Origin of the sequence: Methylobacterium sp. J-092, assembly GCF_022829325.1 — a bacterium.
Lineage (GTDB): Bacteria > Pseudomonadota > Alphaproteobacteria > Rhizobiales > Beijerinckiaceae > Methylobacterium.
The window spans coordinates 82,529-98,078 of sequence record NZ_JAKSXU010000055.1 but is presented as its reverse complement, the minus strand read 5'-3'; the positions used below and the strand labels follow the sequence as shown (position 1 = coordinate 98,078).

Here is a 15,550-nt window from a genome sequence, read left to right as displayed (position 1 = left end):
GCGCTCGCGAAGATCAGCGCCACGATCCAGCCGAGCGATTTCAGTTTGTGGAGCGCGAAGCCGTAGAGGATCAGCGCCGGCGCGCAGCCGAAGTTGACGCAGTCGGACAGCGCATCGCGCTCGGCCCCGAAGCGCGAGGTGCCCTTCAGGAGCCGCGCCCCGCGCCCGTCGATGCCGTCGAGCACGGCGGCCGCGATGATCGCGATCACCGCCGGCTCGATTCGCTGGCCGACTTCGTCAACTTCGGCTGCGCGCCGGCGCTGATCCTCTACGGCTTCGCGCTCCACAACCTGAAATCGCTCGGCTGGATCGTGGCGCTGATCTTCGCCATCGCGATGGCGCTGCGGCTCGCCCGCTTCAACGCGATGCTCGACGACCCGAACCGCCCGGAATGGAAGAAGGACTACTTCGTCGGCATGCCGGCCCCGGCCGGCGCGATGACGGCGATGCTGCCGCTCTACCTGCACTTCCTCGGCTTCGGCTTCGAGGCCTGGGCGGCGCCGGCGATCCTGGTCTACGTGCTCGGCATCGCCCTGCTGGTGGTCTCCACCGTGCCGACCTTCTCCGGCAAGACCATGGGCAAGCGCGTGCCGCGCGGGTGGGTGCTGCCAATCTTCCTGGCGGGCGTCGCCGCCTTCGGCCTGCTGATCTCGTTCCCGTTCGAATCGCTGGTGGCGATCAGCGCCGCCTACATCGTCGGCCTGCCGATCGGCGCCGCGCAGTACCGCCGCCGCGCCCGGCTCGAGCCGGCGGCCCGCATCGAGTCCGGCGAGGACCCGGCCTCGGCGATCTGACGGTGGATGCCGGCCCGCGTGCGCTTGGCGGCCCCCGCCGCCACGCGTAGCGTGAGGCACCTGAAGGCTGGGGACCCGCCATGCTCGAAGAGTTCAAGAAGTTCGCGCTGCGCGGCAACGTGGTCGATCTCGCCGTCGGCGTGATCATCGGCGCCGCCTTCGGGGCGATCGTCACCTCGGCGGTGCAGGACGTGTTCATGCCGATGATCGGCGCGATCACCGGCGGGCTCGACTTCTCGAACTACTACCTGCCGCTGTCGTCGAAGGTGCAGGCCGGCGCGGCCTATGCCGAGGCGAAGAAGCAGGGCGCGGTGATCGGCTACGGCCAGTTCATCACCGTGGCGATCAACTTCATGATCGTCGCCTTCGTGCTGTTCCTGGTCATCCGCGCGATGAACAAGCTCGTGACCAAGGAGGAGGCCAAGCCCGAGGCCGTCGCCGAGGTGCCGGCCGACGTGAAGATCCTCGGCGAGATCCGCGACCTCCTCGCGACGCGCCCGAAGGTCTGACCCTCAGGCCGTCGGCTTGGTGTCGGCGGGCTTGCCGTCGTCGGGGGTGACGCCGAAGGCATCGAGGATGCGGTCGAGGGCGTGCTCGACGGCGCCCGTGCCCTCCTCGTGGGTCTTGAGCCGGGTCTCCAGGCGCTGAAGCTGCGGCGCGAAGGTGGCGTCGGGCGCGGGATCGTCGCCGAGGAAGCGCGGCTTCTCCTGGCCCACCGACAGCATCGAGCGCAGCTGCTGGCCAAGATGGTCGCGGACCGGCTCCGGAAGCCCGGCCTTCGGATCGATGGCGTCGTCGTTCATGGTGGGAATTCCCGTTCGCCGTCAGAGCCATAACGGGCGATGCGGCGAAGCGTTGCATGGGCGGCCGAGCGTGCGGTGGGCGCCAAGGAAAAGGGCCCCGGAGCCTGTCGCCCCGGAGCCCTCGCACGTCGCGCGGCGATGAAACGCCTAGTCGATCACTTCGACGATGCGGTGGCCGCGATCGACGAGGACCGGGCGGTTGTTGATCACGGTGTAGCGGGTGCCCGGCTGGACGCGGTACTCGTCGGGCACTTCGTAGTAGGTCACGCCGTCGCCCGGCAGGGTGGTGCCGACGGCGACGCGGCCGTCGTAATCGTAGGAGCGCACGTTGCGCTCGCGGACGTAGCTGCGGAAGCGCGGCTGCATGTCGACGCCGAGGATGCCGCCGACGGTGCCGGTCGCCGCGCCCACCGCGCCGCCGACGATCCCGCCGATCGGGCCGCCGATGTCGGAGCCGGTCTCGGCGCCGCGCTCGGCACCGCGGATGGTGCCCTGCGCCTGTGCGGCGAGCGGCAGGGTGAGAACGAGGGCCGAGGCGGCCAGAAGGGTCTTGAACTGCATGGCAAAGCTCCGTCTTCCGATGCTCGCCGCGCCAACCGGCGCCGTGCGAGTGTCGGGCCGGTAACGCACGACCCCCGGAAACGGATGCGTCAAAAAAGACCGATCGTCGGGCGTTCTCTCACGCGTCCTTGGGCATCGCCGACTGGATGAACCGGTCGGAGCCGAGGTCTTCCTCGTCGTAGCCCAGCAGCTCGGCGAGCCGCCCCCGGGCCCGGCTGACGCGGCTCTTCACGGTGCCGACCTTGCAGCCCATGATGGTCGCCGCCTCCTCGTAGGAGACGCCCTCGGCGCCGACGAGCACCAGCGCCTCGCGCTGGTCGGGCGGGAGCTTGGCGAGCGCCGTCTGCAGGTCCTCGACGTCGAGACGGTCGCCCTGGTGCGGGGCGGTGGCCAGGCGCGCGGCATAGGAGCCGTCCTGGTCCTCGACCTCGCGGACCCGCTTGCGGTGGTCCGAGTAGAAGATGTTGCGCAGGATCGTGAACAGCCACGCGTTCAGGTTGGTGCCGGGCTGGAAGCGGGCGCGGTGCTGCCAGCCCTTCATCAGCGTATCCTGCACGAGGTCGTCGGAGCGGGCCGGGTTCGAGGTCAGCGACAGGGCGAAGGCGCGCAGGCTCGGCACGGCCGCGAGCAGGCCGTTGCGGAACTCCGGCTCGATCGCCTCGCCGCGGGCCTTGAGCGCCGCCTCGAGCTTCGCGATCAGCTCGGCGAAGCGGCTCGGCAGCTCGGTCTGGCCCAACGTGTCGTAGGCGCTGCGCAGATGGTCGCCGAGATGGGAGCGGATGGTGTGCGACAGGTTCGGCCGCGCATCCTTGTCGCCGTTTCCAGACTGGCTCGGAAGGGTGTCGGTCTCGTCGCGGGTCATGATGCGTCGCAATCTACGGTCTTCTGCGGGCTCGCGGGTGGTCCGAAGCCGCGAGGCGGAACGTGTGCGGCTCGCGCCTGAGCCGTTCGAGTTGTTCCGTGTCTTTAGCCTATCGCGGCCGCGCTTGCACCTTCGCGACCGTCACATCCAAGTGCGTCGCGCCTCGCCTCAACAGGGCTTCGGCGCGACGACGACGGTGGCCGCCGCCGGCGCGCCGGGTTTCAGCAGGCGGATCGCGCCGTCGCGCAGGGTGATGACGTCACCGCGCGCGAGGTCGGTCCAGCATTCGTCGCGGGTCAGCGCCTGCGTCGCCACCACCGACACGACGTCGCGCTCGGTGGTCTCCTGGGCGAAGTCCACCCGCCAATCCTCGTCGATCAGCGTCGCCGTGCCGAAGGGCGCCCGGCGGGTGAGGTAGCACAGGCGCTTGCCGCAATGGGCGTAGAGGGTTCGGCTGTCGGAGAGCAGCATGTTGAACACGCCGAGCGCGTGCAGCTCGGCGCAGAGGTCGGCCACCGCGCGGTCGAGCAGCGCGGGCTTGGGCAGGGCCGAGAAGCGCCCCTGCAGGCGGCCGAGCATCCAGCAGAAGGCGTACTCGCTGTCCGTCGACCCGATCGGCATGAACCCGCCGAGCGGAAGCTTCTTCACCCCCTTGAGCTGGCCGTTATGCGCGAAGGTCCAGCGCCGGCCCCAGAGTTCGCGCGAGAACGGATGGGTGTTCTCCAGGCTGACGCGGCCGCGATTGGCCTTGCGCACGTGCCCGATGACGATGCGGCTCTTGATCTTGTAGTCGCGCAGCAGGCGGGCGAGTTCCGACTTCGCGCTCGGCTCGGGCTCGTGGAAGCTGCGGCAGCCGCGGCCCTCGTAGAAGCTGATGCCCCATCCGTCCGCGTGCGGACCGGTCTCGCCGCCGCGCCGCGCCAACGCCGCGAACGAGAAGCGGATGTCGGTGGGCACGTTCGCGCTCATGCCGAGCAGTTCGCACATCGTCTCGGAAACTTACCTGATCGGGCGGGGCCTCGGCGCGGATCGTCCGCCGCCCGGATGTCCACTTCGGTTTAGGTGCGTTTCGGACGGCGAACAACCGTGAACCGCACCGCGCGTCAGCGGCCGAGGTAATCCGTCAGCGTCATGCCGACCATGATCGCGACCCAGAAGAAGCCCAGGCCGGAGAACAGCTTCACCAGCGGCGGCTCGTGCAGCACCTCCATCGACACGAGGAGGACGACGAGCGCCATCGCCGCGACGACGACGAGCTCGAGCGCCCAGACCTGCTCGAACGGCAGCGTCGCGCCGAGGGTGACGTTGACCGCGAGCAGGCCCATCAGCGCCAGGAAGGTCAGGACCGGCTTGCGCAGCCGATCCTTCAGGAGCGCGCGGTCGGCGTCGGAGAGGGTCGCGAGCGGGCTGCGCATCGGGCTACCGGTTGACGACGTAGAGGATCGGGAAGGCCATGATCCAGATCAGGTCGATGAAGTGCCAGTACAGGCCGTAGATCTCGATCCAGTTCTGGTGCCGCGACAGGAACCCCGCCTTGGACGCGATCCAGGTCATGCCGAGCAGCAGCGAGATGCCGGTCAGCAGGTGCAGCCCGTGCAACAGCGTCGCGACGTAGTAGAGGTTCACGAACAGGCGCGAGGCCGGGCTCGCCGACAGCTCGTAGGGGCGCGAGCCGAGGAACGGCATCATGTGCTCCTGGTAGTCGGCGTAGTACTCGTAGGCCTTCAGCACGAGGAACAGGCTGCCGAGAGCGGCCGTCGCCAGCATCGCCCGCACCATCGCCCGCTGCCAGCCGATGCGCGAGAACTCGATCGCCATCGACATGGTGAGGCTGGAGACGATCAGCACCACCGTGTTGACGGCGCCGATCCAGAACTTCAGGTGGCGCGCCGCCTCCTGCGTCGCCTCCGGGTGCTGGATCCGCACGATCAGCGCCACCAGGAACAGGGCCGCGAAGAGCAGGAGCTCGGTGATCAGCCACGCCCAGATCCCGAGCGTGGCGGCATAGCGCTGCTGCGCCACGGTCTCGAAATGGTGGGCGCGCTTGATGCCGACGCCGTCGGCGAGACCCGGGCTCATCGCTCTTGGCTCATCGATGCTGCGCCTTCGTTTCCTGCTCCTGGATCGGGTAGTCGTACGGAACCCTCGGCACCTCGGGCGGCGACGCGAAGTTGAGCGTCGGCGGCGGCGAGGTCGTCTCCCACTCGAGCCCCTTGGCGTCCCAGGGATTCGCGGGCGCCTTCCTGCCGAACCACAGGGAATAGACGAGGTAGAGCATCGGGAAGATGTAGCCCGCCGCCAGGATCGTCGCGCCGGCCGAGGAGAGGACGTTCAGCAGCTGGAATTCCGGCGGGTACGTCGCGTAGCGTCGCGGCATGCCGAGGTAGCCGAGGATGAACTGCGGAAAGAACGTCACGTTGAAGCCGAGGAAGATCAGCAGCGCCGAGATCCGCCCCCAGGCCTCGTTGTACATCCGGCCGGTGAACTTCGGCCACCAGAAGTGCAGCCCGCCGAGGAAGGCCAGCACCGTGCCGCCGACCATGATGTAGTGGAAGTGCGCGACCACGAAGTAGGTCGCGTGGATGTGCTGGTTGATCGCCAGAGTCGCCAGGTACAGGCCGGTGAGGCCGCCGAGCACGAACAGGCCGATATAGCCCATCGCGTAGAGCATCGGCGTGTCGAGGCGGAGCTTCCCCTTATGGATCGTCGCGGTCCAGTTGTAGACCTTCACCGCCGAGGGCACGGCGACCGCGAAGGAGAGCGCCGAGAAGGCGAGCGAGGCGAGATCGCTCTGCCCGTTGATGAACATGTGGTGGCCCCAGACGAAGAACGTCACTGAGGCGAGCCCGATCGCGGCGTAGGCGACGAAGCGGTAGCCGAAGAGCTTCTTCTGGGCGAAGGCCGGGATGATCTCGGAGATCACCCCCATCCCCGGCAGGACCATGATGTACACCGCCGGGTGCGAGTAGAACCAGAACAGGTGCTGGAACAGCACCGGGTCGCCGCCATAGGCCGGATCGAACACGCCGATGTGGAAGGCGCGCTCCATTATCAGCAGGATCAGCGCCGTGGTGATCACGGGCGTCGCCAGCAGGAAAATCAGGCTGGTGGCGTAGTGCGTCCAGACGAAGATCGGCAGCTTGAACCACGTCATGCCGGGCGCGCGCATGGTGTGGATCGTGACGACGAAGTTCAGGCCCGTCAGGATCGACGAGAACCCGACGATCGTCACGCCGATCAGCGCCGGCAGGACCCAGCCGTTCGAGAACGCGGTGGAGAGCGGCGCGTAGAAGGTCCAGCCCGTGTCGATGCCGCCGAGCACCACCGACACCATCGTGAAGAGCGCGCCCGTCATGAAGACGTACCAGCTCGTGAGGTTCAGCTTGGGGAAGGCGAGGTCCTTCGCCCCGATCATCAGCGGGATCAGGAAGTTGCCGAAGGTCGCCGGGATCGACGGGATCAGGAAGAACCACACCATCACCACGCCGTGGATGGTGAAGGCCTTGTTGTAGGTGTCGTTGGCCATCACCGCGCCGTTCGGCACGACGAGGGCCAGCCGCACCACGCCCGCGGCGACGGCGCCGATGATGAAGAACGCGGTGATCGAGGCGAGGTAGAGGATCGCGATGCGCTTGTGGTCGGTGGTGAGGAACCACGAGCGCAGGGTCGATTGGGCGTGGAGATAGTCGGCCGGACGATCGAGCGTCGCCTCCGGCGCGTGCGGCTCGCGGTTCGCGATCCCGCTGTCGATCGTGCCCGATGCGCTCATCGCGTGGCTTCTCCGGACGCTGCGTCGCCCACGGTGCGGGTGTTCGATTTCAGGAAGTCGATCAGGCGGCCGAGGTCGTCCTCCGGGATCACGCCGGCGAAGCTCGGCATGATCTGCTTGTAGCCCTCGGCGAGCCGGTTGCCGTTGGGGTTGCGGATCTTGTCGCGAAGGTAGTCCTCGTCGGCCGTGATCGTGCGCCCGTCCGCCAGTCGCACCGCCCGTCCGTAGAGGCCGGCGAGCTTCGGCGCCTGCACGGTCGAACCGTCGTCGTGGCAGGTTCCGCAGCCGTAGGCATTGTAGATCGCCTTGCCGGCCGCGACCTTCGATTGCTGCGCCCCGGAATGGGTGAGCCAGTCCTGGTAGTCCCCCTGGCTGAGGATCGTCAGGCTGCCCTCCATCGCCGAGTGGTCGGTGCCGCAATATTCCGAGCAGTACAGGTGGAAGGTGCCGGGCTTGTCGGCCTTGAACCACAGCTCGGTGTAGCGGTCGGGCAAGGCCGCCATCTGCACCCGGAGCGCCGGCAGGTAGAGCGCATGGATCACGTCCTGGCTGATGATCCGCAGCTTGATCGGCTGGCCCATCGGCACATGCAGGTCGTTGATCTCGGATTGGCCGGTCGGGTGCTGGAACTTCCACATCCATTGCCGACCGATCGCCTCGATCACCATCGCGTCGGGCGGCGGGTTCTTCGAGATCACGAAGAGCCGCGCGCCCCAGACGAAGAAGATCAGCGTCAGCAGGAACGGGATCAGCATCCAGCTGATCTCGATTAGGTTCGAGCGGATGCCGCTGGTGTCGCGGTTCGCCTCCTGGCCGTCGCGGTACCGGATCGCGAACCAGGTGATCGCCAGGAACACCGGCACGGTGAGCACCAGCGTGAGCACCGTGAAGGCGAGGATCAGGTAGTCGGTCTCGACCGCGACGGCGGAGGCCGCCGCCGGCCAGAGCTCGAGGGCTGCGTGCTTCGGCGTCATCGGCTCACGGGTCCAGCGTTCGGCCGACCGTCAGCGCCATGGCACGGTCGATCGGGATGCGCGCGCGCTGCCGCGAGGCGTCGAGGAAGGCGTAGCCGTCGAGCCGCCGGCCTTCGGCCGCACGCTCGGCAGCGAGGTCGGCGTAGGGGTCGGCCTGAAGGTTCGGTGGCGGGGGAACGAGCCGCGCGGTCTGCTGCGCGGTCAGGCTCGGCAGGGCCTGGCGCTGATCGGTCGAGACCATCGTCTTCAGCCAGATCATCGCTCCGATCACGGCGAGCGCTGTCACCATCAGCCCGGCCATCACGCGGGCCGTGTTGCCGACATGGACGTCAGAGGTTTCGTAGCCCGGCCCGTCCGAGGATCCGGCCTCGCCGGATGCCTTCGCCGTCCCGGGCGAGGAAGGACGGCGGCGCAAGATCGCCAAGCCGGAGATGATCGACGAGACGAAGCCGAACCGGTGCTGCGTGCGCTCGGTGCTCATGCGACCGCGCTCCGCCGGCGCCGGGGCGAGAGAACGGGCATCAGGCGTTGCGCCACCGGCAGCAGGGCCACGGCCAGACAGCAGACGGCGATCGCGGCGAAGGCGTCGCTCCAGCCGATCACGAAGCGGTCGCGCAGAGCGGGCGTCACGAACCAGAACATCTCGACCGCGTGGAGCGCGAGCACCAGCGCCGCCAAGACCCGCGTCGTCGGGCGCCCCGGCCGAAGCGTCGCCAGCGCGCCGAGCAGGACGACGGCCCCGCCGAGGCTCGCGAACGCACGGCCGAGCCAGCCGCCGCGAGCGAAGTACCACAAGACTTCCTGAGGAAGGTTCGCCGACCAGACGATCAGGAACTGCACGAAGTGCAGGAAGGCCCAGAGGCTCAGCAGGACCACAAGCGGCACAAGCCGGTCCTGCCCGGGGACCGCGCGCCCGCGCCCGATCGGCGTCGGCTCCTCCGGTGCCAGGAGGATCGCCGCGGCCAGGGCCAAGCCGCTCCAGGCCGTCAGCACGAGCAGACCTTCGAGGCTGGAGCCGAGCCGATGGTCCAGGGATCCGACGAGGTCGGTGACGGCCAGGGTTCCGACGACGGCATGCAGCGCGACCCCGGAGATCGTGCGTCCGTCGCGGGTTTCGCCCGGGACCACGAACCGCGCGGCGAGCCAGACCCAGGCGGCGAGGTACGCGATCACCCGCAGGGCGAAGAGCGGCACCGTGAACCAGAAAGCGGCCAGCGGCGTTGCGGGCGGCGCGTCGGTCCATCGATAGATCTGCCCGATGCCGAACAAGACGGGCACGCCCAGGATCGCTGCCACCGGCATCAGCCCGACGAGGCGACGCAAGGACTTGGAAAGCTCGCCTTCGCCGCGGTCGTGCTCGCGCAGGCCGAACCGCTCGAGCGCGATGGCGATCGGAAGCGCGCCGACCGGCAGGGCGAGTAGCGCGAGCCAAGCCGCCAGGTAGGACGTGGCCGCCCCGCGCCAGCCACCCGCCAGCACGGCGAGGATCGATGCTCCGGCGCCGAGGAGCAGCGCCGCGATGGGACGGCGCCGTGCGGCCGAGGCGTAAGCGGCCATCATCGCGACGCCTCCAGCTTGGCCCGGTCCTCGGGCGGCAGGCCCGCGACCTCGGTATCCTGGCTCCTTTGCAGGGCGCGGACATAGGCGATGATCGCCCAGCGATCCGCGGAGGGGATCATCTGGCCCATCCCGTACATCGCCCGGTGCCCCTCCGAGATCGCCCGATACAGGTCGTCGGCCGACGCCGTGCGCTGGCGTTCGGTGGTGAGCTGACCGGCCGAGGGAAAGCCGCGCGCGACGATGATCCCGCGTCCGTCGCCCAAGGCGCCGTGGCACGGGGTGCAGTAGATGCCGTACCGCTCCCGCCCGCGCGCCAGCAGGGTCTCGGTGATGCTCGCCGGCTGCGCCGCCGGCCTGGCCGGATCGTTCCGCGGCACGGTGCCGGCGACGGGATGGCGCATCGTCATCGCCTGCGGGAAGAAGCCGTTCCTGTCCCAGGTCTTGGCACGCGGCTGATCGCTCATGTCGGCTTCGCCGCAGGCCGCGAGCGGCAGGACGGCGAGCAGGGCCAGGAGACGCCTCATCGCGGCACCCGGCGGATGTCGATCGGGCGGCCGGCTTCCGCGGGCAGGGACGCCAGCTTGCGCACGACGCGGTCGGCGTCGAAGCGCTCGCCCTGGGCTTCGGCCGAGAGGAAGTAGCGGTCGTCCGTCGCGCGCAGGAACCCCGGGATGTTGAACGCCGGGTGGTTCAAGCGCGGCAACCGGTTCAGGATCAGCAAGGCGAGGTGGACCGCGATCGTGCCGCTCATCATCGCGAAGGACAGGCTCGGCACCACGAAGGACGGCCACGAGAAGCGCGGACGCCCGCCGATCAGGAACACGTAGTCGTAGGCCGTCGCGTAGACGCACATCCCGAAGAAGGCGGCGCCGCCCGCGAGCGCGCCGAGGATCGCGTAGGCGCGGATCGAGCGCCCGGCGATCCCGAGGGTGCGGAGCACGCGCGGCATCGGCACGGGGCCGTGCGCGTCCAGGTGGACGTGGGCGTCGTCTCGGCCGGACAGGGCGGCGGCGGCGGCCGCGAGGTCACCTTCCGAGGCGAAGGCGGCGCTGACGCCCCAGAGCGGCGCGTTTTCCGTCCCGTCCCGCTCGCTGGCAAGCGGCCGCGCCTCGGCCTCCTTCACCGCCCTCCGCTCGGCCGCGGCCGCGGCCGGCACGACGGCGAGCGCCAGGCGACGGCTCTCGGTGATCGAGACCGCCGGCAGGTAGCGCAGGAACAGCAGCAGCAGCGTCAGGAACAGGCCGACGGAACCGGCGAAGGTGGCGACGCCCCAGATCGTCTCGCTGTAGGCCAGCCGCGAGGAGGGCAGGAAATCCTGGGCCAGCGTCACCACGAGGACCATGACGTGGTCGGCGTAGGCGCCGATCGCGATCAGGACGCCGATCAGCGCGACCGCGAGCGGCGACCGGCGCAGGCGGGCCGACCAGAACGCCTGTGCCGGGATCAGTAGGCACGCGACGACGGTCCAGAAGGCCCAGGCATGGGCGCCCGTCATCCGCCGGATCAGCACGTCGCGTTCCTGCTGGTCGCCGTGCAGGAACGTCGAGAAGAACTCGGTGGCGTAGCAGTACAGGCTGGCGCATCCGAGGCAGAGCATCAGCCGGGCGAGGATCTCGAGGTGCCGTGCCGAGATCAGCCCGTCGAGTCGGTAGACCGAGCGGATCAGCACCACGATCGCGGCGGTGACGCCGACGCCCGAGAACACGGCGTTGACGAGGAAGGTGACCGGCAGGATCGTGTCGTGCCAGCCCGGCATCACCGAGCCCGCGAGCATCACCGAGGCGCCGGTCTGGAGCGAGACCACAAGCAGCACGCCGAGCAGCGCGATGGTGCGGTAGGCCTGCGACCAGAGCTGCCAATGCGCCGCCGATCCGCGCCAGCCCGATGCGACGATCCCGTAGGCCTGCGCCTTCAGGAGCGACCGCTTCCGAGGGCGGCCGTGGGCCTTCTCCTGCGCCAGCGCATCCTCGACGGCGCGGTCGCGCAACGACGCGAGGTCTGGCAGCAACCCGATGTACCAGAGGCTGACGCAGACCACGAGGTAGGACACGATGTCGATCGCGTCCCACAGGAGCGGCGAGCGGAACTGCGGCCACAGGTCGTAGGTGTTCGGATAGGGCAGGTTCCAGAAGAAGAACCACGGCCGGCCGAGATGGATGATCGGGTAGAGGCCGGCGGCGCAGGTGCAGAGCAAGGCGACCGTCTCGGCGACCCGGTTGACGGCGCCGCGCCATTCCGCCCCGAGCAGGAGCAGCACCGCGGAGACGAGGAGGCTGCCGCTGGCGACGCCGATCCACCAATCGTAGCTCGCGATGTCGAGCGCCCAGACGACGGCGTTGTTGTTCCCCCAGATGCCGACGCCCGTCAGGAGCAGGTAGCACAGCACCCCGCCGAACAGGCCGAGCAGGGCGAGCGCGCCGGCGAAGGCGATCCACCAGCGGCGGTTCAACGGATGCGTCAGCGGGACCGAAGCGACGGCGCGGCCGATGCCGTGCAGCGTCGCGTCGGGGCCGATCAGGCCGGTGCCGGATGGTGGCTGGAGCGTGGCTCCCGACATGGCGTCAGCCCTCCTTCGCCGGCGGCGCGAGGCTCGCGAGGTAGGTCGTCCGCGGGCGCGTGTTCAGCTCGCCGAGCAGGGCGTAGTTGCGGCCGTCCGCCCGCGCCGCGGCGATCCGGCTGCCGGGGTCCGAGAGGTTTCCGAAGGTGATGGCGCGGGTGGGGCAGGCGCCCTGGCAGGCGGTCTCGACCGCACCGTCCGGGATCGGCGCGTGCGCGTCCTTGGCCGAGTCGATGCGGGCCGCGGCGATGCGCTGGACGCAGTAGGTGCACTTCTCCATCACGCCGCGGGCGCGCACCGTCACGTCGGGATTGCGCTGCTGCTGCGCCACCACCGGCATGTCGCCGGTATAATCGAGATAGTTGAAGCGCCGGACCTTGTACGGGCAATAGCTCTGGCACGTCCGCGTGCCGACGCAGCGATTGTAGACTTGCAGGTTCAGGCCCTCGCTATCGTGCAGCGTCGCCTCCACCGGGCAGCCGACCTCGCAGGGTGCGTTCTCGCAATGCATGCACGGCACGGGCTGGAAATGGGTCTCGGGCGCATCGAGCGCGCCGGAGAAGTAGCGGTCCACCCGCAGCCAGCCCATCCATCGGCCGCGCTCGACCTCCTCGCGCCCGACGACCGGGATGTTGTTCTCGGATTGGCAGGCGGTGATGCAGGCGTTGCAGCCGATGCAGGAATCGAGGTCGATCGCCATGGCCCAGGCGGCCTCCGCGCCGCGTTCTGCGGCTGCGGGCTTCGGGTAGAACGAGGCCAGCTCGTAGGCCTTGGCATCGCCGACCGGCTTCGCGCCATGGTGCTGGACGCGGACGAGATCCATCCCCTCCATCGTGCCGAGATCCTGGGTGGTCGCGGGCATCCGGCGGTGGCCGGTCGCAGCGAGCGTCGCGCCCTCCAGCAGCCATGGGTCCATCGCCGGCCGCAGCACGTTGGCGGCGTATCCCAGGCCCTTCGCGAGGTGGTCGGGCACGTTGCGCCCGTATCCGAGCCCGAGGCTGACCGTGTTCTCGGCCTGCCCGGGCGTGATCCAGACCGGACCTTCGATCGCGCGCCCGTCTGCGGCGATGCGCACGATGTCGCCGTTGGCGAGCCCGCGTCGCTCGGCGAGCTTCGGGCTGACACCGACGACGTTTTCCCAAACGATCTTCGTCAGGGGCTTGGGCAGTTCCTGCAGCCAGCCGAGATCGGCCAGCGTCCCGTCCCAGATGGTGGGGTCGGGGCGGAACACCACCTCGATGGTCTCCTGCGGCGCTTCCGGAGGCTTTGCCGGCGCCGAGGCGGCCTCGGTCAGCACCGTCGTCTCGGGCTTGGCCGCGCTGTCGGGCAGGAAGCCGCTGCGCAGGGCCTCCTCGAAGCGGGCCTGGAACGTGGCGTCGGTCTCGGATTCGCCGCGCATCCGCTGCTTCAGCAGATCGAGGCCGTTGCCGATCGTGCCCCGGTCGAGGAATCCCAACAGCTCGTTGGCGGCGCGGCCGTTGTAGAGCGGCGCGACGGTCGGCTGGATCAGGCCGACGGTGCCGTCGAGGGAGCGGGCATCGCCCCAGGATTCGAGCGGATGCGCCAGCGGCAGGTGCCAATCGGAATGGGCCGCGGTCTCGTCGTAGTAGAGGCCGGCATGGATCTTCAGCGGCACGCGCTCCATGGCCTGCGCGAAGTCGAGGGCGCCCGGCGCCTCGTAGACCGGGTTCACGCCGAGCACGATCAAGGTCTCGACCGAGCCCTCCGCCATGGCGGTGCTGAGGTCGCGGAGCGTCCCGGCGCCGATCGCCTGGGCCGGTGGGGTATGCCGCACCGTCGTGCCGGCGTTGCCCAAGGCGCCGTTGAGCCGGTGGACGAGCGCATGCAACGCCGGCGAGCCGCTGAGCCCGGTGGTGACGAGGCCGGCGCCGCGGGCCGCGTTCAGCGCAGCGGACGCACGCTCGAGCCAAGCCGCCGACGCGTCGTCGGCGGAGGATGCCGTTCCGCCCTCGGCGAGGCTCAGCAGGTCCCGCGCCAGGGCTTCCATCCGCGTGGCGGCGACCGCGATCCCGTAGTCTGCCTTGGCGCTGGTCAGCGTCGGCGTCGCTGTGGCGGCGTGGAGGGTGAGGAGGTTGCCGGCCGCGTAGGATGCCTTTCGCGCGTCGCTCCAGCGCCGCGCCAGCCCGACCTGCCCGGGGCCGAGGTCGAGCATGTCTCCGTCGAGGGACACGATGGTTCGCGCCTTGGCGAACTCGGGAAGCGTCTCGACCGGCCGGCCGAAGGCGCGCCGGGCTCCTTCGTAGAGGCCGTCGCGCGCGACGCCTGCGCTGACGTACCAGCGCATCGCCGGATAGGTCTTCCGCATCCGCGCGATCTCGGCCTCGAGCGACGGCGAGGTCACCGGGCCGGTAAGCAGGGCGAGGCCTTCGCCGCCCTTCGCCTGCCAAGCCGGCATCTGCGCCAGCATCGCGCCCTGGAAGGCGGCCCACGAACTCGGCCGCCCGATATGCTGCACCGCCTGCGAGCGGAACGGATCGTAGAGGCCGAGCACCGAGGCCTGCGCCAGCACGTCGGTGCCGCCCAGGCTCCAGGGATGGTCGGGGTTGCCCTCGATCTTCAGCGGGCGGCCATTCCGGGTGGTGACCAGGATGCCGTTGGCGAACCCGTCGAGCAGCGCCGACGAGGCGTAGCTGAGCGGCGCGCCGGGCAGGATCCGCTCGGGCGCGTTGACGTAGGGCAGCTCGTAGTGCCGCCCGTCGCTCGAGTCGCAGGCGGACAATCCGGCAAGCGCGAACGAGGCGGCCATCAGCTTCAGGAAGCCGCGCCGCTCCGGCGAGGCCGCGAGCCGCGCCGCGGCGGGAAACTCGGCCTCCAGGTAGCTTCGGAACTCGGGCGTGTCGGCGACCGCGTCGAGGCTGCGCCAGAAGGCCGGCCCGTCGCCGGACGCCAGGCGCGCGCGGATCGCGCCGATGTCGTGATGCCCGGTCATGTGCGGTCCGTCCCCATCAGCGATGACAGATCGCGCATTCGGTGAGGCGCTCGCCCCCCCGGATGTGGTTCTTGGCGACGAGCTCGGGCCCCAGGCTCGCCTGGTTCTCAGGCGGCTTCCACGTCATGTTCCAGACCTGCTCCTGCGGGCGGACGTACTTCGCCGGATCGCGGTGGCAGTCGAGGCAGAACTGCATCTCGAAGGCGTTGGCGCGGTAGGTCATCTGCATGCTGGTCACGTCGCCGTGGCAGGTCGAGCAGCCGATCCCCTTCGTCACATGGACCGAGTGGTTGTAGTAGACGTAGCTCGGCAGCTTGTTCAGGCGCACCCATTGAAGCGGCTCGTCGCGCGCGAAGCTGTCGCGCACCGGCTTCAGCATGTCGGACCCGGTCCAGATCTGCGAATGGCAGGTCATGCAGGTGTGGGTCGGCGGAATGCCGGCGGTCGCCTGGGTCTCCACCGTCGTGTGGCAGTAGCGGCAGTCGACCCCGAGCTCGCCGGAATGATGCTTGTGGCTGAACGGCACCGGCTGGGCCGGGGCGACCCCGACGCCGGTGACGTAATCCGAGCGCACGATCCCAGCCGCGACGATCGGGATGCCAGCAAGGCACGCCACGCCGGTGAGCAGGGCGAGCCGGTAGATCGCGTCGGCGCCCGGCGAGAACAGCTGCGCCATCAGGCGATGGCCCGCGGGCGCCGAGACCGCCGCATGTCGTCGGT

The 15,550-nt window shown here is 69.6% G+C and carries 16 protein-coding genes and 1 pseudogene; 2 read left to right on the top strand and 15 right to left on the bottom strand.

All coding sequences use genetic code 11. From position 1 onward, the window contains the following. The coding region (locus tag MKK60_RS04860) for a CDP-alcohol phosphatidyltransferase family protein (protein WP_313901111.1) at positions 1-287 on the bottom strand (287 nt) is incomplete at its 3' end. Between MKK60_RS04860 and MKK60_RS04855 the strand changes: the two are divergent. After that, positions 216-794 (top strand): annotated as a pseudogene (locus MKK60_RS04855) (CDP-alcohol phosphatidyltransferase family protein); the annotation flags it as partial. The gene MKK60_RS04860 and the pseudogene MKK60_RS04855 overlap by 72 nt on opposite strands. 80 nt (positions 795-874) lie before the next feature. Further along, positions 875-1,303, top strand: coding sequence for a large conductance mechanosensitive channel protein MscL (gene mscL, locus MKK60_RS04850; protein WP_147726012.1), 429 nt, complete (start codon positions 875-877; stop codon positions 1,301-1,303). 3 nt (positions 1,304-1,306) lie between these two features. Here the strand turns inward: mscL and MKK60_RS04845 are convergent, their stop codons facing one another. The 14 genes from MKK60_RS04845 to MKK60_RS04780 all read right to left on the bottom strand — a co-directional run bounded on the left by MKK60_RS04845 (position 1,307) and on the right by MKK60_RS04780 (position 15,506). Then, positions 1,307-1,597 (bottom strand): hypothetical protein, encoded by a 291-nt coding sequence (locus tag MKK60_RS04845; RefSeq protein ID WP_147842553.1) that lies wholly within the window; start codon positions 1,595-1,597, stop codon positions 1,307-1,309. A 147-nt stretch (positions 1,598-1,744) separates the two neighbouring features. Beyond that, on the bottom strand, positions 1,745-2,158 hold the full coding sequence (locus MKK60_RS04840) for a DUF1236 domain-containing protein (protein WP_243984106.1): 414 nt from the start codon (positions 2,156-2,158) through the stop codon (positions 1,745-1,747). Positions 2,159-2,276: 118 nt separating this feature from the next. Then, entirely contained in the window at positions 2,277-3,020 is a 744-nt protein-coding gene (locus MKK60_RS04835; RefSeq protein WP_147726015.1) for a NepR family anti-sigma factor, read from the bottom strand. Between the two features lie 168 nt (positions 3,021-3,188). Continuing rightward, the gene (locus tag MKK60_RS04830) at positions 3,189-4,007 is read right to left on the bottom strand and encodes a class II glutamine amidotransferase (RefSeq protein WP_147726016.1); all 819 of its coding nucleotides are present in this window, start codon (positions 4,005-4,007) and stop codon (positions 3,189-3,191) included. 116 nt (positions 4,008-4,123) lie between these two features. Next, entirely contained in the window at positions 4,124-4,435 is a 312-nt protein-coding gene (locus MKK60_RS04825; RefSeq protein WP_147842551.1) for an oxidase, read from the bottom strand. Between the two features lie 4 nt (positions 4,436-4,439). Continuing rightward, complete coding sequence (locus MKK60_RS04820; protein ID WP_243984105.1) at positions 4,440-5,099, bottom strand: cytochrome c oxidase subunit 3; 660 nt, start codon at positions 5,097-5,099, stop codon at positions 4,440-4,442. 10 nt (positions 5,100-5,109) lie between these two features. Next, positions 5,110-6,789, bottom strand: a complete 1,680-nt coding sequence (locus MKK60_RS04815) for a cbb3-type cytochrome c oxidase subunit I (protein WP_147842549.1) — start codon at positions 6,787-6,789, stop codon at positions 5,110-5,112. Further along, the gene (gene coxB, locus MKK60_RS04810) at positions 6,786-7,763 is read right to left on the bottom strand and encodes a cytochrome c oxidase subunit II (protein WP_243934130.1); all 978 of its coding nucleotides are present in this window, start codon (positions 7,761-7,763) and stop codon (positions 6,786-6,788) included. The genes MKK60_RS04815 and coxB overlap by 4 nt, the downstream gene beginning before the upstream one ends. Positions 7,764-7,767: 4 nt before the next feature. Beyond that, positions 7,768-8,244: a hypothetical protein gene (locus MKK60_RS04805; protein ID WP_147842547.1), complete on the bottom strand. Its 477-nt coding sequence runs from the start codon at positions 8,242-8,244 to the stop codon at positions 7,768-7,770. Further along, positions 8,241-9,323, bottom strand: coding sequence for a hypothetical protein (locus MKK60_RS04800; protein WP_243984104.1), 1,083 nt, complete (start codon positions 9,321-9,323; stop codon positions 8,241-8,243). Before MKK60_RS04800 ends, MKK60_RS04805 begins: the two co-directional genes overlap by 4 nt. Continuing rightward, positions 9,320-9,847, bottom strand: a complete 528-nt coding sequence (locus MKK60_RS04795; RefSeq protein WP_243984103.1) for a c-type cytochrome — start codon at positions 9,845-9,847, stop codon at positions 9,320-9,322. Before MKK60_RS04795 ends, MKK60_RS04800 begins: the two co-directional genes overlap by 4 nt. Then, entirely contained in the window at positions 9,844-11,880 is a 2,037-nt protein-coding gene (locus MKK60_RS04790; RefSeq protein ID WP_243984102.1) for a quinol:electron acceptor oxidoreductase subunit ActD, read from the bottom strand. The genes MKK60_RS04795 and MKK60_RS04790 overlap by 4 nt, the downstream gene beginning before the upstream one ends. Positions 11,881-11,884: 4 nt before the next feature. After that, complete coding sequence (locus MKK60_RS04785) at positions 11,885-14,830, bottom strand: TAT-variant-translocated molybdopterin oxidoreductase (RefSeq protein ID WP_243984101.1); 2,946 nt, start codon at positions 14,828-14,830, stop codon at positions 11,885-11,887. 16 nt (positions 14,831-14,846) lie between these two features. Continuing rightward, positions 14,847-15,506 carry a cytochrome c3 family protein gene (locus MKK60_RS04780; protein WP_243984100.1) on the bottom strand — a complete coding sequence of 220 codons (660 nt, stop codon included), beginning with the start codon at positions 15,504-15,506 and terminating at the stop codon, positions 14,847-14,849. Positions 15,507-15,550 lie beyond the last annotated feature (44 nt).

Coding starts and splice junctions, on each gene's coding strand:
- MKK60_RS04835 (WP_147726015.1), bottom strand. CDS start 3,020: ATGACCCGCGACGAGACCGACACCCTTCCGAGCCAGTCTGGAAACGGC.
- MKK60_RS04800 (WP_243984104.1), bottom strand. CDS start 9,323: ATGATGGCCGCTTACGCCTCGGCCGCACGGCGCCGTCCCATCGCGGCG.
- MKK60_RS04780 (WP_243984100.1), bottom strand. CDS start 15,506: ATGGCGCAGCTGTTCTCGCCGGGCGCCGACGCGATCTACCGGCTCGCC.
- coxB (WP_243934130.1), bottom strand. CDS start 7,763: ATGACGCCGAAGCACGCAGCCCTCGAGCTCTGGCCGGCGGCGGCCTCC.
- MKK60_RS04790 (WP_243984102.1), bottom strand. CDS start 11,880: ATGTCGGGAGCCACGCTCCAGCCACCATCCGGCACCGGCCTGATCGGC.
- MKK60_RS04805 (WP_147842547.1), bottom strand. CDS start 8,244: ATGAGCACCGAGCGCACGCAGCACCGGTTCGGCTTCGTCTCGTCGATC.
- MKK60_RS04815 (WP_147842549.1), bottom strand. CDS start 6,789: ATGAGCGCATCGGGCACGATCGACAGCGGGATCGCGAACCGCGAGCCG.
- MKK60_RS04785 (WP_243984101.1), bottom strand. CDS start 14,830: ATGACCGGGCATCACGACATCGGCGCGATCCGCGCGCGCCTGGCGTCC.
- MKK60_RS04830 (WP_147726016.1), bottom strand. CDS start 4,007: ATGTGCGAACTGCTCGGCATGAGCGCGAACGTGCCCACCGACATCCGC.
- MKK60_RS04840 (WP_243984106.1), bottom strand. CDS start 2,158: ATGCAGTTCAAGACCCTTCTGGCCGCCTCGGCCCTCGTTCTCACCCTG.
- MKK60_RS04845 (WP_147842553.1), bottom strand. CDS start 1,597: ATGAACGACGACGCCATCGATCCGAAGGCCGGGCTTCCGGAGCCGGTC.
- MKK60_RS04820 (WP_243984105.1), bottom strand. CDS start 5,099: ATGAGCCCGGGTCTCGCCGACGGCGTCGGCATCAAGCGCGCCCACCAT.
- MKK60_RS04795 (WP_243984103.1), bottom strand. CDS start 9,847: ATGAGGCGTCTCCTGGCCCTGCTCGCCGTCCTGCCGCTCGCGGCCTGC.
- mscL (WP_147726012.1), top strand. CDS start 875: ATGCTCGAAGAGTTCAAGAAGTTCGCGCTGCGCGGCAACGTGGTCGAT.
- MKK60_RS04825 (WP_147842551.1), bottom strand. CDS start 4,435: ATGCGCAGCCCGCTCGCGACCCTCTCCGACGCCGACCGCGCGCTCCTG.